Consider the following 25,684-nt stretch of genomic DNA (forward strand, 5'->3'; position numbering starts at 1 on the left):
GGGGGTACTAGTATTTTTGGGGCAGGGGTTAAGAATTTCTATCGTTGCTACAGGAAACTTTACCTGCAAGCTTTTGCTAAGATTTAGTCAAGATATTTTGCAATATATTAAGCTGTACTCAGATGCACTCAAACATGAGTTTGATCAGGCTACAAATTGATTTTCTGTATATGCTACTACTATTAGTATCCTATTATTTTCTTAGGCGAAAGACAGATTTCTTTATTTTATTTTAGGATTTCCTGTCTGTATGTATATATACGTTTCAAAATATAGTTATGGCTCATAGTGAATATCTTATTATATAGATGTGTTGAAGGAAAGCATTTTACTTTTGCACAGATAGAAATCCGATTTGATTACTGAATCATTCGAGTAAAATAACAGGGGTTTTGGAGGTGCATCCCAGTTTTTATTTTTCAATAAGAGAATAACTATCATTGCGATCGCGAGTACGTCTCGTAGAGATGAGGAACGCTTTACTTCCTTTTGCTTGCAATGATATGTAAAAAAGTGGGATGTTTCCTTTTCCTTGGGCAGGAAATTATAGAATGGACAAAAGTACCTATCAAATTGGCAAAGTGTGCCAATTCTTTGCTGAAGCCAACTCGGAACTGAAGGATAAGAACTAACTTTGACTACTTTTAGTATTTTTTCAATTGTTCTAAATAAACAGCAACCTATATCATAATGCTGTTACATCTTTGTTAAGAATAGTTACAGCTTCTTAACACAAGGAAATATTTATTATGGCAGTCTCACTAGAGAAGAATGCACCACATCAGGTTGTTATCGTTGGTGGTGGTTTTGGTGGATTGTATGCAGCAAAGGCTTTGAATGCAGCGAATGTAAATGTTACTCTCATTGATAAACGTAACTTTCACCTATTTCAGCCGCTTTTATATCAAGTTGCCACAGGTACGCTATCACCTTCTGATATTTCTGCACCATTGCGATCTGTATTTAAGAAAAGCAAAAATACAAAGGTGTTGTTGGGAGAAGTAAGTGAAATTGATCCAAAAGCCCAACAAGTTATTTTGGGTGATAAAGTAGTACCTTATGATACATTAATTATTGCTACAGGTGCGAACCATTCCTACTTCGGTAAAGATAACTGGGAAAAAGTTGCTCCTGGCTTGAAAACTGTAGAAGATGCCATAGAAATGCGTCGCCGGATATTTGGCGCATTTGAAGCAGCAGAAAAAGAAACTGATCCTGAAAAACGCCGGGCTTGGTTGAGTTTTGTGATTGTGGGGGGTGGCCCGACTGGGGTAGAATTAGCAGGTGCGATCGCAGAATTAGCATACAAAACTCTCAAAGAAGATTTCCGCAGCATCGACACCTCAGAAACAAAAATTTTACTATTACAAGGTGGCCCTCGCATCCTTCCACACATGGTGCCAGAGTTATCGGCATCAGCAGCAGTATCTTTGCAAAAGTTGGGTGTAGAACTCCACACTCACACCAGGGTGACAAATATTGAAGGTGATATTGTTACTTTCAAGCAAGACAATAAATTTACAGAAATTGCCTCAAAAACTATATTGTGGGCAGCAGGTGTTCAAGGTTCCCCAATGGGGAAAGTCTTAGCAGAAACTACAGGTGTAGAGCGCGATTACTCTGGGCGTGTAGTTGTAGAACCTGACTTGTCTATCGAGGGTTATAACAACATTTTCGTAATTGGAGATTTAGCCAACTTCTCCCATCAAGATGCTAAACCTTTACCTGGTGTTGCACCCGTAGCTAAACAACAAGGAGAGTATGTAGGTAAACTAATTCAACGACGGCTTCAAGGTAAGACTTTGCCACAATTTCGTTACAACGATGTGGGTAGTTTGGCAATGATTGGGCAAAATTTAGCTGTTGTAGATTTAAGCTTAATCAAACTCACAGGTTTCATTGCTTGGGCATTTTGGCTACTAGTTCACATCTACTTCTTAATTGAGTTTGACACTAAATTACTAGTAGTATTTCAGTGGGCGTGGAATTATATCACTCGTAATCGTCGCTCTAGATTAATTACAGGCCGGGAAGCTTTTGTAGAACCAAAAACTGTTAACACTAGAGTGCAACAGCCTTCTGGGACACCTCTGTAACTTCAGGTATCACAGCATTAGTCAAAGATGGGATAAGAGGCTATTGGAGTGATGAGTGGCGTGTAGTGGGAAATCTTGGGCGAAGATTAGCTGTTCCACGAAAAGAATATGGGGATGAGATACCCGCCCTAAGCTGTTTTGGCAATTTGGCATTTCATAACTTCGAGTTGCAGTTTAAATGGAGATATCAACACGACGGGACAGTAAAGAAGTTGTACGAGGGATAAGGTAAAACTTTCCGCTTCTGCTGTCCCAGCTATGCCAGTTGTCAAGTGAGTGCTGTAGAAACGCTCTACATAATTGATACAGCACTTATCAGAGTTCAGTTCCCGCTCTGCAACTGGCTAGATATCAACAAAACCAAATATAGTCTAGAGGGCTTTGCCCTCGTCAGCACTATTAACCTGATTATTCTTCTCTTGCTGGATTCGTTGAGCGTAGACGCTCTTAGCGGCTTGTCGTAGACATCACTTCTGCAATTATTTGATTATTCTCTTCCAGGGCTGTTTCATTCGCTCTCTTAAAGATTTTGTCAAGAGTATGAGTCAGAAATTTGCTTGATTGGGGAAAAGAAAAGCTACCACCTCAACGAGTAAATTTAAGTGCAATTGCGATTTTATTGCCTAATCAGATTTTTTAGTTACCTGACTGGCGTTGCTTGAAACACTTTTAAAACAACCTTTTAGTAATTTTTGCTACATAGTGAATCTTTGGCATGATTGCGCGATTTACTGAAATGAGAAAGCAAACTGGAGTTTGAGAAAGTAAAAGCTTATATTACTTGCGGAAAACACTAAAATGAGTAAGTCAAATCACCTTTTGCTTGCGGAAAACACCAAAATGAGTAAGCAAACTGGAGTTTGAATAAGTAAAAGCTTATTTTGCTTGCGGAAAACACTAAAATGAATAAGCAAACTGGGGTTTGAATAAGTCAAATGACCTTTTGAGAAAGTAAAAAGGCATATTACTTTCTCAAAACACTAAAATCAATACCTGAATTACACAAATGAGAATGAATTTAAGGATATTGAGAAAGCGTTCGGACATTTTGCTTGCACAAAACACTAAAACGAATGCGCGAACTACTGAAATGAAAAAGCAAATTAGCTGTGATTGACTAATTGCCAAGTGTATTTGCTGAAATCTTATTTTCGCATGATCATTTTTGTAGTTTCACAAAAACCTTATCGTCTTTAACCTTGACTGGATACGACTGAAGCGAAACATCAGGAACGGTTAAGCATTTACCTGTCTCCAATTTGTACTGGAATCCGTGGGCAGGACAGGTAATAATACCATTTTCAACTTTACCTTTTTCTAAGGGAGATCCTAGATGGGTACAAGCATTACGGTAAGATTTAACTGTAACGCCTTGACGATGTAAAATTAGTGAAGTACCAGCAAGTTGTACTGCAATTACGCTAAACTCAGGAACTTCATCAATAGTTGCTACTTTGATCCAAGTACAAGTTATTTTTGAAGAGAATGGACTGATTAAACTAGAATTCGCGTTCTTAACAGCAGGGCTATTATTGACTGCAACAACTTTAGTAATTTCAGGACAATGGTTTTTTATTGCCTGTTCTACTCCTTGAGATAAAGTCAAAGTAGAAGTCGGGCAACTGCTGCAAGTTCCGATTAATCTAACTTCTACTGTATCTGGTGACTTAATTGCCACTAATTCTACATCCCCATTATGGCTTTTTAAACCTGGGCGAACTTCTTCCAGGGCTGTTTCAATTCGCTGTGCTAATGATGGTTTTGGTGGTTTTACTAACTCGTGATATAGTAGCACTGCATACACTAATTCATCTGCAACAGCATGACGCAAAGCTGGCATTGAATCTTCTTTTAGGCTTTTAATCAAATTAGTCAATGCAGCTTTATGCAAAGCTTCGATTGCTCTTTTTAGACCTACTGCTACACACCGTTGGCTTTCATCCCACTCGGATATAATTGCCTCAAAACGATTAATTTCCTGAATTAATTCTTCAAGGTTTGTCATTAGTTATTGGTCATTTGTCATTTGTCATTTGTCATTGGTTATTCATCAATGACCAATCACTTCATTTTGAAGTCCTTAAGAAGAAATGGCATAATCATGCCTGTCACTAAGCTAGATAAGATTATTGGGTAGTAGAAAGGAATTGGAGCTTGTGCAAGTAACACTAGCAGTAAGAAACCTATAGCAATACCAATAGTAGTTTGCTTGGCAAAATACATTGGATCGCGTATTAGCTTTCCTTTAAAAAATAACTTGGCAGAAAGCCACCCTATCTCTAACATGTTTTCTCCTAATAAGTTGTCAATAAACTTAAAATAGCAAGCCCTAAAAGGATGGCAGGAATTACGCCCGCAGGGGCCAATAATGCACCAAGCATTGCTGAAAATTGATAGCCTATATCTTTACCAGCTAACAGCATTCCACCAATTGCACCGCCGACCATAGACAAGACTACTGCTATGATTAGCCAGGAAACTTCTGTTGCTATGTTCAATTCACCATCTGCTAAACTTGTGATAAAATCTACCACGTTTGAGTAGGTAAAAATATCTCTCATGTTGTTTTGTCCTGATTGATAGGAATTAGGGGAGTAGGGAGTGGGGAATAAGAAGATGAAGAAGAAAGAATAACTAACCTATTCTGTATTCCCTATTTCTGCTTTTACATCTTGTAGTGCTTGGGCTACTACCTCTGCTTGGGCAATTTGTTGATATTTGGTAAATATTTCTAAAGCATCTTGATAGTAGATACGCGCTTGCAAAAGATTTTGAGGATTACCAGCTTCTGATTTTTCAGGGTCGTCTGGTAAGTTGAATAGGGCGTTAGCTTTGTTGGAAATTGTGTTAGCGTACTCTACGGGTGTATCTTTGGCGTTACGCACTTTTAACGCTTCGTCATAAGCTGCGATCGCTTTTAAATTATTCTCTACAGGATGGGAACTCACTAAATATTGCAAAGCGTTACCTAAATTGTTTTGCAACATCGCATATTCTCTAGGATGATCAATCAAATTAATATGCTTTAGTGCTACCTCAAATGATTGCACAGCTAACCCTTGACGCAAGTATTCCCGTTCCGATGCTAAGGGCATAGAAAGGTAAGCGATCGCAATATTGTTATACAAAATCGCGTATTCTTGGGGGTAATCTTCCCAGGTAAACACCCGCAACGCCTCATGATAAGCCTGGATGCTGTCGGTTATCCGCGCCAAATTGAACGGTACAAGCGACTGCAACACCAGCCCAAAATTCATCTGCGTCTCTGCTACTTCCTCTGGAGAAGCTAATTGTTGTAAAATCGGTAACGCCTCTTCATAACCGACTTTCGCTTGCATCAACAGTTGGTAATCAGCATCCGGTATTGCCTGTAATGTCCCTGACATCCCCACTTGGGCCCTAGCTTTTAATAGGGGATATTCCTCACCACACATTTGATATGCCCGGTAATATAACCCAACTGCATTTCGCAAGTCTTGGGCAGCTTTAGGCTTTTTTTGAAAACCCTGTGCTATCTCAATCAGCATTTGGATTTTTTCTTCTGCTGAAGCTGACTCTGAAGCAACAGCTGCTACCGCAGCCTTCACCGCCGAATCTGTAATGCTGGGGTTCATAACTCTGCCGTACTCTAGCCAATTGGGAATTGAGTCCAACACCCATAAATGATCCAGACACACATTTGCATCTGCTCATGGGCAATACTGATTTACGCAGGCTTCGAGTCCTTTAGGCGGAATTCCCCTTTTTTGTTTGAAACTAGAATTAGGGACTAGGGAAAAAGTTAATCCCATGCCCAATCAATTTTTTTACTATAAAACACCCTATTTCTAAAATTCTACTGGGAAATTGCTAATATTAATGTCAGCTTTAAACACCTAATATTTTTAAAATACTTTTTGTATCATCATCTGACACAATGCAAATATTTTTTACTGAATTGTTGACATATATATATCTAGTATCTTTTCAACCTATTTTTGTACACTCCAAAAAGTCTCCACGGGATCGTCAAAGTGTAAAATATCTTTATCAACTGTAAAACAAGCTACCTTGAAAACAGACAGTATCTTCTATCGCATCTTCCAAAGTATCCCCAGCACTTTTTTTGAACTGATTAACCAACCGCCCCAACTAGCTAGTGCTTACCAATTTTCTTCAGTCGAAGTCAAACAACTAGCGTTTAGAATCGATGGCGTCTTCCTGCCAAATGCAGCAGAACTACCCATCTATTTTGCCGAAGTGCAATTTCAACCAGACAAAAAGTTCTACTCACGTTTATTTACTGAAATCTTTAACTATCTTGACAAAACCGAATTAACCAACAATTGGCGTGGTGTTGTCATCTTCCCCAACCGCAGCGTTGATACTGGAAATACCGAAAGATATATAGAATTACTCAACTCACAACGCGTAACTCGCGTATATCTTGATGAATTAAGCTCAATTGAGGCATCATCAATCGGCATAGAGACAGTTAAACTCATCATTGAACCTGAATCAACTGCGACAACAAGAGCTATCGAAATAGTCAACAGTGCTAGAGAGCAAATTTCAGATGTCGCTACTATTAGGGAAATTATACAATTAATAGAGACGATATTAATCTACAAGTTGCCGCGATTGAGCCAAGAGGAGATCGGAAAAATGTTTGGATTAAATGAGTTAAAGCAAACTAGATTTTACCAAGATGTTTTTGCAGAAGGTAAACAAGAAGGTAAACAAGAAGGTAAGTTAGAAACGATACCCCATTTATTAGCGTTAGGTTTAAGTATTGAGCAGATAGCTCAAGCGTTAGGTTTGGATGAACAACTTGTTAAGCAAGCTGCACAATCAAAATCTTAAAATAATAGGGTGCGCGAAGGCTTAACAGTACGTTTAATAGAGACGATATTAGTCTAAAAGTTGCCACGATTTAGCCAGGAGGAGATCGGAAAAATGTTTGAATTAAATGACTTGAGGCAAACTAGGTTTTTCCAAGATGTTTTTGAAGAAGGTAAGTTAGAAGCGATACCACACTTGTTAGCGTTTGGGTTGAGTATTGAGCAGATAGCTCAAGGCTTAGGCTTGGACGAACAACTTGTTAGGCAAGCCGCACAACCAAAATCTTAAAAAAACTGATATATAGCTGACGGGGTGCAAGACTTTTCACCCCAATATTTTGCTGACTTTGAATCAATTATAACATTAAAATCTGACTGCTGAAAATACTCATCTTTCGCACGAATTAACAGCTAGCGGGAATGAATTCACTATACTAGGTTATTTAACGCCATTAAGTAAAAAATAATAACTTTGTTTTTACTATTTTTTATTTGTTAAATCTGTTACGAGTATAACAAACAGAATAATTGAAAATAATCTTGTAAAACTGTTAGCTATTGTTAATGATTAATTCTTTTTTAATGAAAGTGAATTAAACCAAAAAATATCTTAAGATTGAAAAATAAATATTGATAAGCAGGTGAGACTTTACAAGCATTATCACCTACCTCATGCATGGTAAACAATACAAAAACACCTAGCCGATGACTAACGTACTATGGCTACAAGGTGGTGCTTGTTCAGGCAACACCATGTCATTTCTTAACGCTGAAGAACCGACAGTCTGCGATTTAATTGCCGATTTTGGTATCAATATACTTTGGCATCCTTCCTTGGGATTGGAACTAGGCAACGATTTGCAAACACTGCTACGAAATTGTATTTCTGGCACAATTCCTTTAGATATCCTAGTATTTGAAGGCAGTGTTGTTAACGCCCCCAACGGTACTGGCGAATGGAATCGGTTTGCCGATCGCGCCATGAAAGATTGGTTAGCAGACCTCGCCAAAGTCGCTAAATTTATTGTCGCCGTGGGAGACTGTGCCACATGGGGAGGAATTCCTGCCATGTCACCCAACCCTAGCGAATCGGAAGGTTTACAATTTCTCAAACGTCAAGAAGGCGGTTTTTTAGGTAAAGACTTTGTGTCACAGGCTGGATTACCTGTAATTAATATACCTGGATGTCCCGCCCATCCCGACTGGATTACGCAGATATTAGTTGCGATCGCTACTGGACGCATAGCAGACATTGCTTTCGACGAACTAAATCGTCCTCAAACCTTCTTTAACACCTACACCCAAACAGGTTGTACCCGCAACGTCCACTTTGCCTACAAGGCATCAACCGCCGAATTTGGGCAACGTAAAGGATGCTTATTTTATGACTTGGGTTGTCGCGGGCCCATGACTCATTCTTCCTGCAACCGCATCTTATGGAATCGGGTTTCATCTAAAACTCGCGCTGGAATGCCTTGTTTAGGTTGCACAGAACCAGAATTTCCCTTCTTTGACCTTAAACCTGGAACTGTATTCAAAACCCAAACAGTAATGGGAGTTCCCAAAGAATTACCGCCAGGGGTAAAGAAAAAAGATTACGCCATACTCACAATGGTTGCAAAAGATGCAGCACCACCTTGGGCAGAAGAAGACTTTTTTACAGTTTAGTCATTGGTCATTAGTCATTTGTCCTTTGTGATTTGACCAATGACTATAACCTTTCATACTCTCCTCTACCCCTCAACGAGAAATCCAGTATTTCGACCATTTTGCAGGGAGACGAGTGATTAATTACCAATGACCAAGGACAAATGACCAATGACAAATGACAAATGACAAAGGACAAATGACAAATGACAATTCAATCATTAGACATTTCGCCCGTTGGTAGAGTTGAAGGCGATTTAGATGTTCGAGTCGATATTGAACATGGAAGAGTAGTCAACGCCTGGACACATGCGGAACTATTTCGCGGATTTGAAGTTATCCTACGCGGTAAAGATCCGCAAGCCGGATTAATTGTCACACCTCGCATTTGCGGTATTTGTGGCGGTTCTCACCTAACTTCTGCATCTTGGGCATTAGATACAGCTTGGGAAACAGAAGTTCCCCGCAATGCAATTTTGGCGAGAAATCTCGGTCAAATTGTCGAGACAATTCAAAGTATTCCCCGCTATTTTTATGGACTGTTTGCTATTGATTTAACAAATAGAAAATACCGCAATAGTCGCTATTATGAGGAAGCTGTTAAACGTTTTGCTGCTTTTACAGGCAAATCTTACGAACTAGGCATAACAATTTCCGCTAAACCAGTAGAAATTTATGCACTGTTGGGCGGACAATGGCCACATTCTAGTTATATGGTTCCTGGTGGCGTGATGTGCGCCCCCACTTTAACAGACATTACTCGCGCTTGGGCGATTCTTGAATACTTCCGCACCAATTGGTTAGAACCAGTATGGTTGGGTTGTTCTTTAGAACGCTATGAACAAATTCAAACTTATGATGACTTTAGAGATTGGTTGGATGAAGACCGAAATCATCGAGATTCTGACTTAGGTTTTTATTGGCGCATGGGTTTAGATATCGGTCTAGATAGATATGGTGCTGGTGTTGGTAAATATGTAACTTGGGGATATTTAGCCCATGAAGATAAATATCAAAAGCCGACTATTGAAGGGCGAAATGCGGCGATGATTATGAAAAGTGGAGTGTACGACAGCTTCGCGGACACTCACACCTTAATGGATCAGTCATTTACCCGCGAGAATACAACTCACTCCTGGTACGATGAGGGGACAGAGGATATTCACCCTAGCGATCGCACCACAAAACCCACTGCAATTAATACCAAAGACTTCGATAACGCCTATTCTTGGTCGAGTGCAGTCCTTCACAAAGACTTCGGACGTTTGGAAACTGGCCCCTTAGCGCGTCAATTAGTAGCTGGTGGTAAACATGGCGAATCGTGGCAACACTATGACGGCTTTATTCTAGATGTATTCAAAGAGATGGGTGGTGCTAGTATTCATGTGCGTCAACTTGCACGACTTCACGAAATTGTCAAGCTATATCGGCAAGCCGAACACTGCTTGCGCGAATTCAAATTAAACGATTCTTGGTATATCAAACCCACAGAAAAAGATGGACGCGGTTGGGGTGCAACAGAAGCAGCACGCGGTTCTTTGTCTCACTGGGTAGAAGTGGAGGGCGGTAAGATTAAAAATTACCAAGTTATTGCCCCTGGTACTTGGAATATCGGCCCTCGTGACGGTGAAGGTATCCGCGGCCCCATTGAAGAAGCTTTAATTGGGACACCAATTTATGATTCTAGCGACCCTGTGGAAGTTGGTCATGTGGCGCGATCGTTTGATTCATGTTTGGTGTGTACAGTCCACGCCCATGATGCTAAGACTGGTGAAGAGTTGGCGCGTTTTCGGACTGCTTAATTATTTGAGGTGCGTTATTAGTAATTTAACGCACCACAACTTAGTATATGCCTAAATTATTAAATGACTCCCCCACAGACAAATTCATAACGCGCATCCCAATTGAAAAATTGTAATCTAATAGCTAAGTTAGACAGCAACAAGTTTTTAATATTCAAATATTTAGATAGATTAAGTACAATCCTCTAGTAATATTTTCTTCCATTTGTTCAATCAACCTTAATTCCTGTGTTATGCTTCTTTGTAAATTGCTTAAATAGTGGTGTGGAGTAAAATCCATACTTAACCTTACTCCAATATCACAAGCCATAACTTTTTCGTAAAAATACCCCCATCTTAAAGCGTTGGGATGAACTGAAATTTTGTTATATGGATTGTCTTTAGCTCTTGGATTGTCGTACCAAGTATTATAGTTTATAGCTGTTGTAGGTCTCCAAAAAATACAGTGTTCTAATGCTTTATCTCTCCATTTACGGTTGATAAATGTTGGAAGACAATAATAAATTTCATTCGTTTTTTGGATTAATTCAAATTGCCCTTTAGGGTCACACAAATTCCAATGAAGATCGGTGAAGTCAGGATTACGGTTTTGTCTGATACATAGACTAGCTTTTTTCATCTGCAAACCAATTATTTTGCCTGATGTGAAGAAATGCTCGTCTGCTGGCCAAGTACTTTCAATAATAGGGGAAACAGCCCATACAACAGCAAATATTCCTAGCTCTTGAAAGTATTTTTCAATCCCTCTAACCAACCACCCTTCGTATTCCCGTTCAATAGGCTTACTAAATATAGGTAAAAGTACATCAATCAATATTTTCTTTCCCCTTTTGTTATTATCTTAAGTTCTACTAATGGCGATAGTACCCAAAACTACTTACAGAATAACGATTGTGTTTAGCGGTGACTAATAAATTTTGCAATCCACCAGGGGCTTCAGTCGGTCTAATGCGACATGGTTGTTAGACTTCATCGCCACTCCAGCATTTCTTCAATCGTCAAACCAATACACTTGCAATCTGCCGTAGCAATCTTGGTAAGATGTCACGCCCTTTGTGAAATGGGACTGTCGTTCCTCGTCCATCTTTGTGTCAAAACTGTTTGTGTGAGCCTTTCTGACGTACCTCCACAAACCCAAGGCTCTCCAATATTCGTACAACTTCTTGGGGTTTCAGAATAGGAATATTACTCATGGTCTACTGAACCACAATCTGTTATATACCTACAAACTCTGTCTCGAATACTAGATTCTCGTTCTCTAGAAGCATCTCAATAACTTCACGCAAATTTTCCTGCAATTCATCCAAGGTTTCACCTTGAGAATGCGCTCCAGGAAAGCCAGGGACATAGCCAACATAGAACTTAGTATCAGGATCTCTTTCAACGAGCGCAGTAAAAGTTTTCATATCATAATCATGGACAACGCTCACTTACAGTTTACTGGATCGCTCATCTAACTGAGCGTAGGCGTAGCCCGTCGTAGACATCGCCCTTGTTTCACTATGACAACCAGACTAAACTTAGTTTAATCTTATGGAAACTGTGAATATTCATCAAGCTAAAACGAATCTTTCAAAGCTGTTGTCGCGCGTAGAACTTGGAGAAGAAATCATTATTTCCAACCGAGCTATTCCGATCGCCAAGTTAGTTCCGTTTCGCACCTCATCAAATCGACTCAATAGTTTAGGGCAAGATAAAGGGCGTTTTGTAGTGCCAGATGATTTCAATGCCCCTTTACCAGATATTGATTGCACAGGCTCAGATAGAAGAAATGACGCTTGTGAGTGCCGATTCGATGTTTAATAAGTACGACATTTCCCTACTTTGGGCAGCCAAATCTTAATGCCTACGGCTGGCTACGCCTACGTATTCGCTATTTCGGAGATCGCATTTGCTATTTCGGCGTACACATTTGCTATTTCGGCGTACACATTTGTTGTTTCGGCGTACGCATTTGCTATTTCGGCGAGCGCATTTGCTATTTCGGCGAGCGCATTTGCTATTTCGGCGACTACATTTGCTATTTCAGCGATCGCTGCTGCTTATTGCGTTCATCCCCAAACAACGGACTGATCTAGACAATCTAGATAGCAGTCGGCTGCAACGCTGTGTTATGCCGCACGAACAGAAACATTACTTATAGTCTAAGTCTAGTAAACCACAATCTGTTGTGTACCGACAAACTCTGTCTCGAACACCAGATTCTCATCCTCTACAAGCATCTTAATCACTTCACGTAAATTTTCTTGCAACTCATCCAGGTTTGCCTTGAGAATGTGTTCGAGGAAAGTCAAGGACATAGCCGACATAGAACTTAATATCAGGATCTCTTAGAGCGATCGCAGAACAAGTTGTCATATCATTTACAGCTTGCTGGATCTGTGAGTTCTCTACTTTTTAGGGGCGCAATCTCTTGCGCCCCTACGATAGGATATTTTTTTAACTGATAGTCGGAAAGATGCCGAAAGCGCAGAGAGAAAAACGTAAAAATGAAATATTAAACTTGGTTAAAACACAATAGTATTAGACCGTTAGAATATTTGCTGCTATTCGCTGTGCTACATCTTTATTTTGCCAATAACTTCCGTGAGCGCTGCCGCCATTTGCCAAAGCCAAAAACGTTTGTCGGATGGGAGGAGTTTGAGCAAATAAATTCAATAAACCAAAGTCATTAGTGAGAACGTCTTCTACGTTAACGTAAGAACCAGAATCGGGAATTAACTTAGTGATAAGATTTTCTAGCGGCCAAGCAATTGGATCGCCAGGATGTATAAAATTGATCCAAGACAACTCTCGATCTCCTTGGGTAAGGTTCTTCAACAAATTACTTAAACCAGGGCTGATGTCATGAGTACTTTCATCATTAGCGTTTCTACCATTGATAGTAATTAAGCTAAACAAGGCGATGGGAGAACCCATAGTCTGAATGCTAGCTAGTCGGATACCTGTTGTAGGGTTGTCTCCAACGCCATAAAGCTTATCTCGAATATCCTTTACACTCTGATAGCCAGGAATTTCCTGATTATCCCAACGGCTGGCAAACAGAATATCAAACAGTATGATTGTCCCCCAACTATGAGTCACCAAATGTAGGCGATCGTCCTGTTTATACTTTTCTAAGCCTTTAAATGTTTGGTTTTTGAGTTGTTCAGCCGCCATTGATCCAATTAGGCGACTGATGTACAGTCCTCCATCCCCGACAAATTGCAATATTTGCTTCTGGCGAAAATCCTGAAACCAGAGTTGGTTCCACTTAGACGAGCCTTTCAGGTTTGTTAGTAGTTCATTCAAGGCGCTTTCGTTGACATCACCCCAGTAAAGAGGTACTTTGATGCATTCACGATTACGATCTTTCTGCCGGACTACCTCAACAATCAAGTTAAACAACTTATTGGCATAGGTGTAATTCTGGTTCCTTTCGTTTTCTTTCGATTCCCGTACATTTACGCCATGCAGAAATAAAATATAATCTTTTCCCATAGCTAACTTTGCCTTCCTTAAACTAATTAATCAAAACGGGTGATAATATTCTTAAGATTCTCATGAGAAATACAACTTGAATACATCTGTAAATATTCTTTAAAATATATCCTTGTAATTGTCGTTTTCTCGTTAATCGACAATTATTTCAATATGAAGAGCATCATCGCTCTACTTTAGGATGATTTTTGCTTTAGATATCTAATAATCTAACTATTTATTCAACAGTCGTAGCGTAACACACCAAAACTTCTAGAAACGATGCGTTAGGCTGGCGTTAATGCATTTGCATAAAACAGCAATTTACACGGTAAGCTTGTGTCTGATTTAGCGCTACATAATTATCTTCCTCGGGTTCCCGATGCAGCATTGCAAGAATACATAGAATGGTGTGTTTTAGAGCAGGCTCAAGCCGCAGAATGTAACTTTACTCCCGATAGAAGTAAGTTAGATAATTTGCCACCAGAAGACTACGTTCCTAAACTTGTCGAGCAGTTCATGAAAGTTAAACCAGACCCAATTAAAGCCGGATTGGTAGCTGCGATCGCTGGTAAAGAAGCTGACAAACATGCTTTATCCGGTTTAGCGATCGCTGCTGATTTTGTATCTCTTTATGTCAAGTATTTAATTCCTAAAGAAGGAAGTACTAAAGAACAGGCTGAAGAGATATTAACTCAAGCATCACAACATCAGTATGAGAAACTAACTGAAGTTGCCAAGAAACATGGTGTAGATTTATAGCTTCCTGCTGATAAATTATTTTTCAGAGGCTTTGTCTGTCCCATCAGTCAAAGCCTCATATTTTGCAGATTATGGTAAAAACTCAAAGTAATCACAATCACCAGAAGCTTGATGGTGACTTGTTCTTAATCTTATACCTTTTACTATGACCTTAAGGTTTAAAGTAGGTTTCACTGCATTTATAGATACAGTGCAGCTTATTATTTTATAATTGAGGAAACATATTATTAGTTTATAGTTAAATGGACAAAATTATAGTTAACTCTCAAATTCATTTCGGTAAACCTTGCATCGCAGGCACACGCATCACTGTACAAAGCATTCTTGAACTGCTCAATGAAGGACTTTCATTTGAAGAAATTATCCGAGACTACTATCCAGACTTACAAATTGAAGATATTCGTGCCTGCTTAGGATATGCGATCGCGCTAGTGGCAGCTGAAGACATACGCCTAGTATCTATTTGAGCATGAGATTATTACTAGATCAAGATGTGTATGCGGTAACAGCAAGATTTCTAGTTGATACCGGACATGATGTAGTTCTTGTTGCTCAGATTGATCTTTCGCAAGCAAGTGATGAAGAAATACTTAGAACAGCACAGGAACAGAACCGTATTCTCATCACGCGAGATAGAGACTACGGAAATCTTGTTTTTGTTAGAGCAATGGGATCTGGAGTAATTTATCTCCGAATCCTACCTACAACTGTGAATAAAGTTCATAACGAACTGGTACGAGTTATAGAAACTTACTCGGAAGTTGAATTGATAGGCGCATTTGTAGTTGTACAAGCAGATGGACACAGGTTTAGAAAAGTATCTTTGTAAAAGCTTAAACAATTAAATCTCATCCCATGCTAACTATTATCGGTTGTGGCAATCTAAATCGCAGTGATGACGCAGTAGGCGTAATCATTGCCCAACGCTTACAAAAATATCTAGCTGAAAATCCTCATCTTCATGTGCGAGTATATGACTGTGGCACCGCAGGCATGGAAGTAATGTTTCAAGCTAGAGGTAGTAAAGAATTAATAATTATTGATGCAAGTTCAACAGGTTCTGAACCTGGTGCTGTGTTTAAAGTTCCAGGAAAAGAACTGGAAGCAATGCCCGAACCTAGTTATAACTTGCACGATTTTCGTTGGGATAATGCTTTAGTCGCCGGACGGAAAATCTTTGAAAATGACTTTCCCCAAGAGGTAACAGTTTATTTAATTGAGGCGGCAAATCTTGGTTTTGGACTGGAGTTAAGTCCTGCTATCAAACATTCTGCTGATTTAGTTTTTGAAGAGGTAGCTGCACTCATCAGCCAAAATAATGAGCAGAAATTTTAAACTCCTAACTTTTGTACAAACGCGATTCATCGCGTCTCTCTTCTCTTATGCCCAATCCCGATAAACAGACAATTCATCTACCCTCATTTCAAAAGGTACGCCTTGACTCTCTGGCGGACAAACACGGATTTTAGCACTGCTAACAATTCCATATAATAATGTCCCCATTGGCACGATTTTTTGCAAAATACGCCAATTAGTAACTTGATCGGGACATTCAATAACTAATGTTAGAGCATTGGCATGGGTTGTGACATACCACCGACAAGTAGACAGAAGATTTTGAATCGTGCGATCGCAAGCGTCATAAAAGTATCTACTAATAGAATACTCTAGTTGCTGCCGTAGTATAATGTCCGCAGATGTCGGTTGCATAGGATGCGAGTCATCACCATTTAAGTAATACATCTTTCTAGGCATATCTCTTTAGCTTCCTGTTTATATTCCAATCACCATTCCATAAAGTACATCTTTATTTGTTTCTAATAATTCTTGGGTTTCGTCATCATAATAAGCACCAATCCCACTACACTGAATTCCCAAATAATTACTAATTAAATAAAGCCTCTGTCCGAGAAAACCAGCTATTTGCATAGCAGTTTGATAGTTTAAATAATCTGACACAAAAAATAAAGTTACAGCGCTATCTTTAGCAATAGCTTGATTAATACATAAGTAACCTGTCTTTTCACTAAAGTTACCCGCTTTAACCAGATACGTACCTTTATATAATCCAGGTGTCATTCCCTCTACTCGATGCACCACTAAGTAAATTTCTATTTCTTCATAATTTTCTGTCGGTATTGACTGCTGAAGTTGTTGTACTACATATAAATAATCTTCTTGAGAAATAGACTCTTTCCGGAAACGTCTAATAGAACGTCTATTCCAAACTGTTTGAGAAAATTTATCCTTGTCGAAGTTAAATTGAGGATACTCTAATTTCTGCTGACGACTATTTTGTAGAGCAGTTGCTTGATAGGCATCTTCAATAAATTGATTAGATTCAAAATAATCAGTACCACAGACAAAAGGAACTTTCAGCCTTAAACGTCTAATTTCCTTGTCTTGTATTTCTCCTGACACCGCACAAGCCGTGATAAACTCCTTATTCTCGAATCCCAAATCGGAATTGAGAGTAAGTTTATCAAAATCGAAAATTAGTTGTATATCTCGGTTGTGGAGAAAAGCTGAAGCTGCGATCGCACCTAAATGGTGTCCGCTATCTAAGAAGCAATATCTTATGCTTCTATTTTGATATTTCCAGCTAGACCTATAATAAACACAACTAATTAAAAAGATGAATCCGTTGATACATTTACCCGGTATAATATAATTCTCCAATCCATCATTAATTAATTCATAGATGAGAGTTAGACAATTATTCTCAACTTCTAGATGGTATATACCATTGACTATTCCCTCAATCCCACGAACCTGTACGTAAACTTCCGTAGGATACAGAGCGCCTGCTGATGGATTCACCCGCAGTTTATAAGGGCCATCTTTATATACTTTTTCTAGTGTTATCGCACTGGTTAATGAGATAAAACCATGAACAGGATTATTGAGATTTAATTTCACTCTCCGATAAAACTTGGGATAAACTTTAAATGAAGATGGCTGTGTTGAACCATCTACATAATTTGGATCAAGTTGTACCGATAAGTAAGAATGCTTGGTAGCGTCATGATAAGTTTTGCCCGATATTTGATTTTGTGGCATTTTTAAGTATCCTTAAAACTTCTACGTTACTAGCAAAATCTATCGCTTTATAATCGTCTAAGTTTTTTAAATATAAATTAGGATTATGTTGTAAAAGTAATTTGACAACTTCTGTCTTTCCGGCTGATGCTGCATACATTAAAACGGTTGCACCGTTATCATTTTGATTGTCAATGTTAATGTTTGCAGCCAACAGTAAATTAATTAAATCGTAGTGATTACCAAAACAAGCAAACCACAAAGCATTGTTGCGATCGCTATTTCGAGCATTGATATCCACACCTGTATCAACTAACTCTTTGACGACTGCATACACCCCTTCTCTTGTAGCTTTCATCAAAGCTGTATCACCATTTTCACCCGGCTGATTTAAATCGCTAGGGTTATAGCCTTTTGCTATTAGCCATTTGGTTGTGACTTCACTCAAATCTTGTCTGTTTAATTGACTCATAATTATTTTTTCAACATCATACAATTAAGTATTCTCTAAGCAATTTTATGCTTGGAAAACTTAATGGTGGGCATTACCCACCATTACTTTAAAATCTTATACGAGTAGCTAAAGTATTGTTGTTTGCCAAAGCAACTTTGCTAGGTATTTAGAAGTTTGATAAGACGAAAAAACATTTCCCCACCTCCTACTCTCCGCCCTCATCCAGCAATTTGATTTTGATTTGCTTGAGTACTAAGTTAACTAGCAACAATTTAGCTTAGTTATATATTATCACTCTGATAAGTTTAAATCATGAATCATTTATAAAGATCCCTAGATATATCTAGGAAAAATATTTAAAAACAATTAAAATGCAGTATTTTTTATAATGTAATTTCATTATATAGACTAAGATAAGATAGAAGTTTTGCGTAAATAGTAAATTTTTGCGTAAGTTTTACTAGCTTTAATAATGGTCTTAAGCACATTGTCTAGCTCAAATTTGATGCTATATTTACATTGAATCTTATATTTAATAAAACTGACTTATGATCCTGAAATTTACTTTATAGATGTGAGAGTTATTAAGAAATTTAAAACATTTTCTTTTTTCAAGCCAAATTTGCTAGCTTGTTTAAGTATAAATAAGTAAAAACAGAAGGAACATGGAAATTAGCGCTCGTAATTCTCTCAAAGGTACTGTAAAAAAAGTTGTACCTGGAACAGTTAATACTGAGATAACTTTAGAAGTGGCACCAGGAGTAGAGTTAGTGTCAATAATCACAAAATCATCGGCGGAAAAGCTGGGACTTACAGAAGGCAAGGAGGCTTATGCCGTGATTAAATCATCAGATGTGATAGTTGCTGTTGATTAAAAAATGAGCAAGTTGCTTTTTCTTGAAAGCGGCTTTGTCTGTAATACCAAATTGTGTTCATCTCTATAAATTTAGTGACCTCACTCCTGGAATTAATTGGAAAAGGAGTGAGGTCAATGTAATTCGTAATTAGTAGTTGTAATCAGTGCTTGTTTTGTATCTTTTTAATGGAGAAAACATTTGAATTATAAATTAGGGATTGTGAAGGGAAGAAGGAAGTATATTATCATCCTTCATCCTTCATCTTTTGTTTAGTCACTAAAGGTAGCAACCAAAGTAATGCTTTAGACGAGATACGCTTCTTGATGAGTCTTAATTGTGCAATTAGAACGAGGATAAGTTACACAAAGTAAAGCGTATCCTTTAGAAACTTGATCGTCATCTAAAAAGTTTTGATCATCTTGATTAACTTCACCTTCAACAACCTTGCCTACACAGCTAGAGCAAGATCCTGCATGACATGAAAAAGGCAATTCAATACCATGTTCTTCTGCTGCTTCCAAGATGGTAGTCTCTTCGTCAACTTCAATTGTGGCGTCGATGTCTTCTTTTTTGTTGATTAGTCTAACTTGGTAGGTAGCCATTTTCAGATTCTCCTCAAACGTTATACAGTTGGTTTAATTTCCGAAGTTTTTGAGCAACCTATCCTACTTTTTGCTTCTTTTCTTCTTAAAGAGATGCTAAGTTTAGTCAGCTTCTCTATAAGGGGTAAGAAATGCAACGCGAACTAGAAGCTACCTCAAGGCATTGAAACTCTGCGGAAGATGTCTATTTGGGATTTGGGTGCTAACGGAATGATGTTAGCTGCAAGGTACACCAGTAGGCGTACAGTCGCCTGTTTTGAAGGACTTTCCACAACCGCAGGTATCAGTTGCATTGGGGTTGATGAATTTAAAACCGCTTTCCATCACTCCCTCAACGAAGTCAACGATAACTCCGTCTAATAACGGCGCACTTTTGGCATCAACGTAAACCAGCACTTTGCCTTGCTGACTTACCAAATCATCTGGTTGAGGCTTGCTGGTGATATCGATCGCATATTCATAGCCACTGCAACCACCATCTTTTACCGAGATGCGGACACCTTTAGTTGCGCCATTAGCATCGGGTGCGGAACCTTTGAGGAATGCCCGCAGATGGAATTCTGCTTTTTCTGATAAAATAACGGCCATTAAGTCTCCTGATTTATAGCGATTAGTTGTTCTGATTTCAGGTGTAGGTTGTCATTTGTCAGTTGTCTTTTGTTATTCAATAATGACCAATGACAAAATTAAGTATTTTGTGCAATACCTGTGGCTGTAGGTTCCATCGAATTGGATTGCGCGTGTCTCCAAGGCGCACTATTACCGCATACTGGACAAGAGCGATCGCGGTGAGAACGGCGTTTAGCAAATTCCATCCGATTTAGGTCGATTGTCAGCAATTGCGACAATAGAGGCTGACTAAACCCGGTGATCAGCTTGATAGCTTCCAGTGCTGTTAAACAAGCTAGGGTTCCAGAAACAGCGCCTAGAACTGAAAAGCCGCGCTGATCCCACTCAGGCTTTTCTGGAAACAGACAAGACAAGCAAGGAGTCACACCAGGAATAATCGTCGTTAGGTAAGCCTCCATCCCATTCATTGCGGCTTCCACCATTGGCTTACGCGATCGCACACAGGCTTCATTTAACAAATTGCGCTCTGTAAAATTGTGGGCACAATCAAGAGCCATATCAGCAGATTGCACTAACGAATCTACATTTTCCGGGGTGATGTAATCATGAACAGCTTCCACTTGGACATCAGGATTAATCGCATCCAGAGTTTCTTTAGCTTTGAATACCCTTGGCTTACCTACCCAATCATCAGTCATGAGAACCTGACGATTCATATCATCTAGCCGTAAGTCACCACCCCGGACTAGGATTAGCCGCCCAACGCCCGCTACTGCTAAGTAAAGCGCCGCCGTACCGCCTAATCCCCCCACACCTGTAACCAAAACTGTCGCTGACTTCAGGCGTTTCTGTGCTGTTTCGCCAAAATTCGGAAGCATCATTTGGCGACGATAGCGTTCTAATTCGGTAGGCGTTAGGTTAACCAATTTATACCTCCTAATCAGAAGTGATTTCTGTCAGTGTGACTACATTTTTCGGCTTGTCGTTAAACACTTTGAACAGCTTTTGTTCGTAAGCTGTCGATTCGATAAATACTTGATAGGCTTTTTGCAAAGCCAAAGAATATTGATTTAGTTTCTCTTCTTGACTCAAATCAGGAGAATTCTCATCAATTTCGTGCATATATTGAGAAAACTTTTTCAGAATATGTAGACGATTTACATTCACAACTTCTAAATCGTAGGACATATTAAAGAATTGAAAAAATTCTTCTGCATCTACGAGATTCTTGAATTCATCAATAGTTCCAGTCACGTCGCTTCGCTCCGAATTCAAAAGTCAAAAGTCAAAAGTCAAAATTAACAATCCCCATGATTTTAGGGCTTGTATCTTTTTCCTCTTAGGTCATTTAGCATTTTCCAATTGTTTTAGATGTTGCTTAAGTTCATCTAACTGGCGATAGATTTCATAAGTTGCGGCGGCAACATCCATAAGTTGGTTGTAATCTGTTGGCAGACCTTCAGCTAAATCATGCAGATCCATTTTCATTTGACCTGCTTTGCTGTTAAGCCGTCTGATTTGTCCTTGTAGTTCCTCAATTGTCATTTGTCATTTGTCCTTTGTCCTTTGTCTTTTGTCATTAGTCATTTATCTTTTACCAATGACCAATGACCAATGACTAATGACTACTTAAACTTTGCCAACTTCAGGAAAGCGCTTCGCCAAATCAAGACCTTTTTTGACGTAGTTTTCTCCCTCTTCTGCTAATTTCTCTAGCGAGTCAAAGCCAAAGCGATGAGCATCTCGCAGGGTTTTCACAGTTAGCAAAAGACGACCAGAAAAAACTAGCGCCCAGCCAAATCCTTCATGGCTCAAATCAACTACAACCTGGGATATCAAACCTGTTTCTTGTTCAATTCCAGCCGCTACAGCTCGAAAAAATGCCATAATCCGGGCTTGAGTTACCGCATCAACTTCGCCCTCAACGGAGATTTCCCGTTTCTTTTGTTTGGTAACAATAAAAGGTTTGAGAATCAACTCATCCGACCAAGTACGATAAACTCCATAGCTATCTTGACCACGGATTTGTTTGATTAATACCTTAAGAAAAGGTGAGTTCAAGACTTCTGTTGTAGCGGTTCCGTTAACACTATTATTTGCGGTCATACTGTTGCTTCGTCTTCAATTTCATCAGCAAAGTTTGTGGTTTTTGGCTGTAAAGCTTTACGCAACCAAGGTGGAGGATTACCTTTGAGGGTTTTGACTAACTTATTTAGAACTTCACTAATTTCTTCTTCTTCCGATCGCGCCTTCACTGGGGTGACACCTTTCTTGATTAACCGAGCGGCGGCACTACCACCAATTGCTGTTACGTAAATAATCGTACAGTCGCCTATTGCCTCAAGTTTTGGGGTGATTTTATCTTCATTCCCATCTTCTTTGAGTTCGCCTTCAAAGGTGAGGGTTTCTACGAAGTGGTATCCTTCATCGGTAATTTCGTAAACATCAATCATTTTTGCCCATCCGAAGTGAGCATTAATATGAACTCGGTCACTCGTCGTGAAGGCTATTTTCATTGTAATTCTCCTCTCTAAAGTTTTGAATTTTGAATTGGGAAGAAGGAATTCAGGAGTCAGGATTCAGAATTCAGGAATAAGAACTAAATCTGCATATTTAGTGTTTTTCCCTACGAAAACGTTCAGGGCAAACAATCAGTGACAGGTTTTACTCTTTCTGAAAAGCATTCTGAATTCTGGATTCTGACTTCTGAATTCTTGAAGAAGAATTCAAAACTCTGCGCTCACAGTTCCGAACTCTTGGAACTGTTTAACTCTCGCTTCTTCTGCCTCTAAAAACAGGTTGCCGATGCCAAATAAAAGTTCCATTGTGCCTCGATAGCCAACTTTGGTAAATTGACCATTACCTAAGCGGTCATAAATGGGCAATCCTAAACGATAAAGAGGAATCGAAAGGCGTTTTGCGATCGCACCCACATTGGAGTTACCAATCAGCAAATCAGAACCGCCCGCTAGACTCTCAAAGTCTTCTAAGTCGCCGATGGTAATACTTTTAACCGGGAGTTTTTCTAAGAGGTGCGATCGCGTGGTTGTCACCGCCGCATGAATTTGTGCTCCCATCGATTGCAGGAAATGCACGGTTGACCACAACAAATCTGGTTCTAGTGCGAGGGAAACTCGTTTTGCACCGAAGTAAAAGTGAGTATCCAACATCGCATCTTGCAACTGACGACGTTGGCGGCGGTATTTTTCAGGTACGCTATTACCGCTCAGAATCGCCAATGCTTGAATAAACTCATCTACTGGTTCTAATCCAGTTAGTTCGCCAAACACTTCGTAAGGTGTGCCAAAGCGTTCTTCGAGAATCTTGGCAGCCCCCCGCATACTTTCACCCAATGCCAGGGTAAAGGCAGAACTACCGACTTCTCGTAGCTGTTTTAAGGTAGTCCCACTGACTGTAACCGCACTATAATTATCCTCTAAATGTCCATCTAGAGAAGCACCAAGATCAGGTACAAAGATCGGCACTAATCCAAAAGATGTGACTATCTCTTTGATTTCCTGTACATCCCCAGGTGTGAAAGCAGAACCCGCCAAAATGGTGACTTGTTCAGTTCTGAGTCCACCTGGGCGAGGAATTTCCTGAACGATGCTTTCTACAGCGACAGCAAAGCCATCTTGCAACGCACCTTTAAAATCTGGGGTGGGTGCAAAAACGATCGCTAAATCATTTAATTCGGGATGGCGATCGCGGATTTCCTTAAGAAAACCTTCAATGTCATCACCTCTGGTTTCCGTTAACCCAGTACTACATAAACCAATAATTTCTGGGTTAGCTTTTTCTACCAGAGTCAGAATTGCTTGCTCCACATTCTCTTCACCACCCAAAATAGTAGTGACTTCCGTCATCGCTGTCGTAGCTAGGGGAATCGCTTCCCGGAAATGCCGCACCAGGACAACTTTAGCGAAAGCAGTACAACCTTGAGAACCGTGGAATAAGGGCATTGTCCCTTTCAATCCCAAAAAGGCTAAGGTTGCGCCCAAAGCTTGACTTTGCTTGAGGGGATTAACTGTCAGTGCTTTGTTAGAAGCGGTAACGATCGCCATTAAACTTCTTCCTCTTCTTCCCAAGGAGCGGGTTTGCGTATTTGTTCCCAAATCGGGCTATACAAAGCTTCGTACAGTTCCCGCGCCATCTCAATCATCCCCACATAACCTGCATAAGGATGGTGGCGTTCTTGGTTGATATCAAGGAAAGGAATCCGAGCTTTCAAAGCTGTGTATTGGTTACGTCCACCAGCAATCAGCATATCTGCTTTGGTGTTTTTAACCAGTTGTAACAATTCTTGAGCGTTGCCTTTCTCTAGCATGATGCCATCGTTGCCAATCAACTTCTTGATTTTGGCTTTATCTTCTTCAGTACTTTTTCGAGTACTGGTAGCAACAACTTCAATACCTAAGTCTCTAGCAGCCGAAATAATCGACCAACTCTTAACACCACCAGTATACAAAACAACCCGCTTACCTTTGAGTCGAGCGCGATAAGGAGCCAATGCCAAATCTAAAGCAGCCGTTTCTTCTGCAATTAGTTTTTCTGTCCGCTCCTGTAAATCAGCGTCACCTAATTTAGCGGCGATGTTTCGCAGACAGCGATTCATATCATCAATGCCGTAGAAAGACTCTTCAATGTAAGGGATGTTGTAACGCTCCTCCATCTTTCTCGCCATATTGAGCAGCGCTCGCGAGCAGATCATGACGTTGAGCTTGGCGCGGTGGGCGTAGCGAATTTCATTGTAGCGAGCATCGCCCGTAATTTTAGACAAAATACGGATGCCTAATTTTTCTAACAGTGGTGTTACTCCCCACATTTCCCCGGCGATGTTGTATTCACCGATTAAGTTAATATCATAGGGCGTTGTATGTTCCGGTTCTGCTGTGCCGACAACATATTCTAATAAAGATTCACCGCCAAAACGGTTGCCTAGATTTTTACTGCCAATGAATCCTGGTGCAATGACGGGAACAACAGGAATACCAATTTTCTCAGCCGCCGCTTTGCAGACAGCATCCATATCATCGCCAATTAAGGCTGTAACGCAAGTGGCATAGACGAATACTGCTGCTGGTTGGTAGCGCTCGTGAAGTTCCAGAATCGCTTTGTAGAGTTTCTTTTCGCCACCGAAGATGACATCATTTTCACCCAAGTCAGTGGTAAAGCCCATTTTGTAGAGTTGCGGGCCAGACGACAGACTACCACGACTACCCCAGGAATTACCAGCACAGGCGATCGGCCCGTGGACTAGATGCGCTGCATCTGCGATCGGCACTAGAGCAATCATTGCACCATCAAAGGCACAGCCCCCTTGAGCCGCGCCAGGTTGTGCCTGTTGAGCGCATGATTTATTTTTCTTTTCTGCTTGTTTGTGCTGATTATGCTCGCATCCTGTCTCAGTCAGCAGCTCGTTGATTTTACCTTGGGTGCTTTTCATCTCTCTTCTCTTAATTGTTAATTGTCCTTTGTCATTTGTTCTTTGTCATTTGTTCTTTGTCCTTTGAATAACTAACAACTAATGACTAATGACTAATGACTAATGACCAATGACCAATAACCAATGACCA

32 protein-coding genes are annotated in these 25,684 nt (G+C 39.8%); 11 read left to right on the forward strand and 21 right to left on the reverse strand.

What is annotated here, in order from left to right:
• Window positions 1–749 precede the first annotated feature (749 nt).
• Complete coding sequence (locus RMZ43_RS20825) at window positions 750–2,096, forward strand: NAD(P)/FAD-dependent oxidoreductase (RefSeq protein WP_322649718.1); 1,347 nt, start codon at window positions 750–752, stop codon at window positions 2,094–2,096.
• A 1,159-nt stretch (window positions 2,097–3,255) separates the two neighbouring features.
• Here the strand turns inward: RMZ43_RS20825 and RMZ43_RS20830 are convergent.
• From RMZ43_RS20830 to RMZ43_RS20845, 4 genes are all read right to left on the reverse strand, one after another.
• Window positions 3,256–4,101, reverse strand: a complete 846-nt coding sequence (locus RMZ43_RS20830; protein WP_322649717.1) for a NifU family protein — start codon at window positions 4,099–4,101, stop codon at window positions 3,256–3,258.
• 56 nt (window positions 4,102–4,157) lie between these two features.
• The gene (locus RMZ43_RS20835) at window positions 4,158–4,382 is read right to left on the reverse strand and encodes a hypothetical protein (RefSeq protein WP_322649716.1); all 225 of its coding nucleotides are present in this window, start codon (window positions 4,380–4,382) and stop codon (window positions 4,158–4,160) included.
• Between the two features lie 8 nt (window positions 4,383–4,390).
• On the reverse strand, window positions 4,391–4,657 hold the full coding sequence (locus RMZ43_RS20840; RefSeq protein WP_322649715.1) for a hypothetical protein: 267 nt from the start codon (window positions 4,655–4,657) through the stop codon (window positions 4,391–4,393).
• 78 nt (window positions 4,658–4,735) lie between these two features.
• Complete coding sequence (locus RMZ43_RS20845; RefSeq protein ID WP_322655458.1) at window positions 4,736–5,710, reverse strand: hypothetical protein; 975 nt, start codon at window positions 5,708–5,710, stop codon at window positions 4,736–4,738.
• Between the two features lie 436 nt (window positions 5,711–6,146).
• On the opposite strand from RMZ43_RS20845, the gene RMZ43_RS20850 reads away from it, so the two are divergent.
• The 4 genes from RMZ43_RS20850 to RMZ43_RS20865 all read left to right on the forward strand — a co-directional run bounded on the left by RMZ43_RS20850 (window position 6,147) and on the right by RMZ43_RS20865 (window position 10,365).
• On the forward strand, window positions 6,147–6,938 hold the full coding sequence (locus tag RMZ43_RS20850; protein WP_322655416.1) for an Rpn family recombination-promoting nuclease/putative transposase: 792 nt from the start codon (window positions 6,147–6,149) through the stop codon (window positions 6,936–6,938).
• A gap of 93 nt (window positions 6,939–7,031) precedes the next feature.
• A complete protein-coding gene (locus RMZ43_RS20855; RefSeq protein WP_322655415.1) occupies window positions 7,032–7,205 on the forward strand; it encodes a hypothetical protein in 174 nt (57 codons plus the stop codon).
• A 416-nt stretch (window positions 7,206–7,621) separates the two neighbouring features.
• Complete coding sequence (locus RMZ43_RS20860; RefSeq protein WP_322650902.1) at window positions 7,622–8,584, forward strand: hydrogenase small subunit; 963 nt, start codon at window positions 7,622–7,624, stop codon at window positions 8,582–8,584.
• Between the two features lie 185 nt (window positions 8,585–8,769).
• Complete coding sequence (locus RMZ43_RS20865; protein WP_322655414.1) at window positions 8,770–10,365, forward strand: nickel-dependent hydrogenase large subunit; 1,596 nt, start codon at window positions 8,770–8,772, stop codon at window positions 10,363–10,365.
• Window positions 10,366–10,519: 154 nt separating this feature from the next.
• On the opposite strand, the gene RMZ43_RS20870 is transcribed toward RMZ43_RS20865, so the two are convergent.
• The 3 genes from RMZ43_RS20870 to RMZ43_RS20880 all read right to left on the reverse strand — a co-directional run bounded on the left by RMZ43_RS20870 (window position 10,520) and on the right by RMZ43_RS20880 (window position 11,771).
• Entirely contained in the window at window positions 10,520–11,179 is a 660-nt protein-coding gene (locus RMZ43_RS20870; RefSeq protein WP_322655413.1) for a hypothetical protein, read from the reverse strand.
• 277 nt (window positions 11,180–11,456) lie between these two features.
• Window positions 11,457–11,558 carry a type II toxin-antitoxin system HicA family toxin gene (locus RMZ43_RS20875; protein WP_322655412.1) on the reverse strand — a complete coding sequence of 34 codons (102 nt, stop codon included), beginning with the start codon at window positions 11,556–11,558 and terminating at the stop codon, window positions 11,457–11,459.
• A gap of 21 nt (window positions 11,559–11,579) precedes the next feature.
• The gene (locus RMZ43_RS20880; RefSeq protein WP_322655411.1) at window positions 11,580–11,771 is read right to left on the reverse strand and encodes a type II toxin-antitoxin system HicB family antitoxin; all 192 of its coding nucleotides are present in this window, start codon (window positions 11,769–11,771) and stop codon (window positions 11,580–11,582) included.
• A 127-nt stretch (window positions 11,772–11,898) separates the two neighbouring features.
• Between RMZ43_RS20880 and RMZ43_RS20885 the strand changes: the two genes are divergently transcribed.
• Complete coding sequence (locus RMZ43_RS20885) at window positions 11,899–12,168, forward strand: type II toxin-antitoxin system Phd/YefM family antitoxin (RefSeq protein WP_322655410.1); 270 nt, start codon at window positions 11,899–11,901, stop codon at window positions 12,166–12,168.
• 347 nt (window positions 12,169–12,515) lie between these two features.
• Here the strand turns inward: RMZ43_RS20885 and RMZ43_RS20890 are convergent, their stop codons facing one another.
• Window positions 12,516–12,674, reverse strand: a complete 159-nt coding sequence (locus RMZ43_RS20890) for a hypothetical protein (RefSeq protein WP_322655409.1) — start codon at window positions 12,672–12,674, stop codon at window positions 12,516–12,518.
• Between the two features lie 214 nt (window positions 12,675–12,888).
• The gene (locus RMZ43_RS20895; RefSeq protein ID WP_322655408.1) at window positions 12,889–13,845 is read right to left on the reverse strand and encodes a hypothetical protein; all 957 of its coding nucleotides are present in this window, start codon (window positions 13,843–13,845) and stop codon (window positions 12,889–12,891) included.
• A 318-nt stretch (window positions 13,846–14,163) separates the two neighbouring features.
• Between RMZ43_RS20895 and RMZ43_RS20900 the strand changes: the two genes are divergently transcribed.
• The 4 genes from RMZ43_RS20900 to RMZ43_RS20915 all read left to right on the forward strand — a co-directional run bounded on the left by RMZ43_RS20900 (window position 14,164) and on the right by RMZ43_RS20915 (window position 15,921).
• Entirely contained in the window at window positions 14,164–14,586 is a 423-nt protein-coding gene (locus RMZ43_RS20900; protein WP_114083647.1) for a hypothetical protein, read from the forward strand.
• Between the two features lie 242 nt (window positions 14,587–14,828).
• Window positions 14,829–15,053: a DUF433 domain-containing protein gene (locus tag RMZ43_RS20905; protein WP_322650910.1), complete on the forward strand. Its 225-nt coding sequence runs from the start codon at window positions 14,829–14,831 to the stop codon at window positions 15,051–15,053.
• 2 nt (window positions 15,054–15,055) lie between these two features.
• A complete protein-coding gene (locus tag RMZ43_RS20910; RefSeq protein WP_322650911.1) occupies window positions 15,056–15,415 on the forward strand; it encodes a DUF5615 family PIN-like protein in 360 nt (119 codons plus the stop codon).
• Between the two features lie 26 nt (window positions 15,416–15,441).
• Window positions 15,442–15,921: a hydrogenase maturation protease gene (locus tag RMZ43_RS20915; protein ID WP_322650912.1), complete on the forward strand. Its 480-nt coding sequence runs from the start codon at window positions 15,442–15,444 to the stop codon at window positions 15,919–15,921.
• Window positions 15,922–15,966: 45 nt separating this feature from the next.
• Here RMZ43_RS20915 and RMZ43_RS20920 read toward each other — a convergent pair whose 3' ends face one another.
• From RMZ43_RS20920 to RMZ43_RS20930, 3 genes are read right to left on the reverse strand one after another with little or no spacing between them, the layout of a single operon-like run.
• Window positions 15,967–16,341: a hypothetical protein gene (locus RMZ43_RS20920; protein ID WP_322650913.1), complete on the reverse strand. Its 375-nt coding sequence runs from the start codon at window positions 16,339–16,341 to the stop codon at window positions 15,967–15,969.
• Window positions 16,342–16,359: 18 nt separating this feature from the next.
• A complete protein-coding gene (locus tag RMZ43_RS20925; protein WP_322650914.1) occupies window positions 16,360–17,646 on the reverse strand; it encodes a SagB/ThcOx family dehydrogenase in 1,287 nt (428 codons plus the stop codon).
• Window positions 17,609–18,097 carry an ankyrin repeat domain-containing protein gene (locus tag RMZ43_RS20930; RefSeq protein WP_322650915.1) on the reverse strand — a complete coding sequence of 163 codons (489 nt, stop codon included), beginning with the start codon at window positions 18,095–18,097 and terminating at the stop codon, window positions 17,609–17,611. Before RMZ43_RS20930 ends, RMZ43_RS20925 begins: the two co-directional genes overlap by 38 nt.
• Before the next feature lie 647 nt (window positions 18,098–18,744).
• Between RMZ43_RS20930 and RMZ43_RS20935 the strand changes: the two genes are divergently transcribed.
• Window positions 18,745–18,954, forward strand: a complete 210-nt coding sequence (locus RMZ43_RS20935) for a TOBE domain-containing protein (RefSeq protein ID WP_322650916.1) — start codon at window positions 18,745–18,747, stop codon at window positions 18,952–18,954.
• 284 nt (window positions 18,955–19,238) lie between these two features.
• On the opposite strand, the gene RMZ43_RS20940 is transcribed toward RMZ43_RS20935, so the two are convergent.
• The 9 genes from RMZ43_RS20940 to nifE all read right to left on the reverse strand — a co-directional run bounded on the left by RMZ43_RS20940 (window position 19,239) and on the right by nifE (window position 25,554).
• The gene (locus RMZ43_RS20940) at window positions 19,239–19,538 is read right to left on the reverse strand and encodes a 2Fe-2S iron-sulfur cluster-binding protein (protein WP_322650917.1); all 300 of its coding nucleotides are present in this window, start codon (window positions 19,536–19,538) and stop codon (window positions 19,239–19,241) included.
• Between the two features lie 216 nt (window positions 19,539–19,754).
• Window positions 19,755–20,126, reverse strand: coding sequence for a HesB/IscA family protein (locus RMZ43_RS20945; protein ID WP_322655407.1), 372 nt, complete (start codon window positions 20,124–20,126; stop codon window positions 19,755–19,757).
• Window positions 20,127–20,224: 98 nt separating this feature from the next.
• Window positions 20,225–21,034 carry a HesA/MoeB/ThiF family protein gene (locus tag RMZ43_RS20950; protein WP_152588234.1) on the reverse strand — a complete coding sequence of 270 codons (810 nt, stop codon included), beginning with the start codon at window positions 21,032–21,034 and terminating at the stop codon, window positions 20,225–20,227.
• Between the two features lie 10 nt (window positions 21,035–21,044).
• On the reverse strand, window positions 21,045–21,362 hold the full coding sequence (nifW, locus tag RMZ43_RS20955) for a nitrogenase-stabilizing/protective protein NifW (protein WP_322655406.1): 318 nt from the start codon (window positions 21,360–21,362) through the stop codon (window positions 21,045–21,047).
• A gap of 90 nt (window positions 21,363–21,452) precedes the next feature.
• On the reverse strand, window positions 21,453–21,653 hold the full coding sequence (locus RMZ43_RS20960) for a CCE_0567 family metalloprotein (RefSeq protein WP_100900533.1): 201 nt from the start codon (window positions 21,651–21,653) through the stop codon (window positions 21,453–21,455).
• 84 nt (window positions 21,654–21,737) lie between these two features.
• The gene (locus RMZ43_RS20965; RefSeq protein ID WP_322650919.1) at window positions 21,738–22,214 is read right to left on the reverse strand and encodes a NifX-associated nitrogen fixation protein; all 477 of its coding nucleotides are present in this window, start codon (window positions 22,212–22,214) and stop codon (window positions 21,738–21,740) included.
• Window positions 22,211–22,624, reverse strand: coding sequence for a nitrogen fixation protein NifX (gene nifX / locus RMZ43_RS20970; RefSeq protein WP_109012236.1), 414 nt, complete (start codon window positions 22,622–22,624; stop codon window positions 22,211–22,213). Before nifX ends, RMZ43_RS20965 begins: the two co-directional genes overlap by 4 nt.
• A 210-nt stretch (window positions 22,625–22,834) precedes the next feature.
• A complete protein-coding gene (gene nifN / locus RMZ43_RS20975; RefSeq protein ID WP_322650920.1) occupies window positions 22,835–24,172 on the reverse strand; it encodes a nitrogenase iron-molybdenum cofactor biosynthesis protein NifN in 1,338 nt (445 codons plus the stop codon).
• Complete coding sequence (gene nifE / locus RMZ43_RS20980) at window positions 24,172–25,554, reverse strand: nitrogenase iron-molybdenum cofactor biosynthesis protein NifE (protein ID WP_322650921.1); 1,383 nt, start codon at window positions 25,552–25,554, stop codon at window positions 24,172–24,174. The genes nifN and nifE overlap by 1 nt, the downstream gene beginning before the upstream one ends.
• Window positions 25,555–25,684: the final 130 nt, after the last annotated feature.

The organism is Nostoc sp. CmiVER01, from assembly GCF_034531135.2.
Taxonomy (GTDB): Bacteria; Cyanobacteriota; Cyanobacteriia; order Cyanobacteriales; family Nostocaceae; genus Nostoc.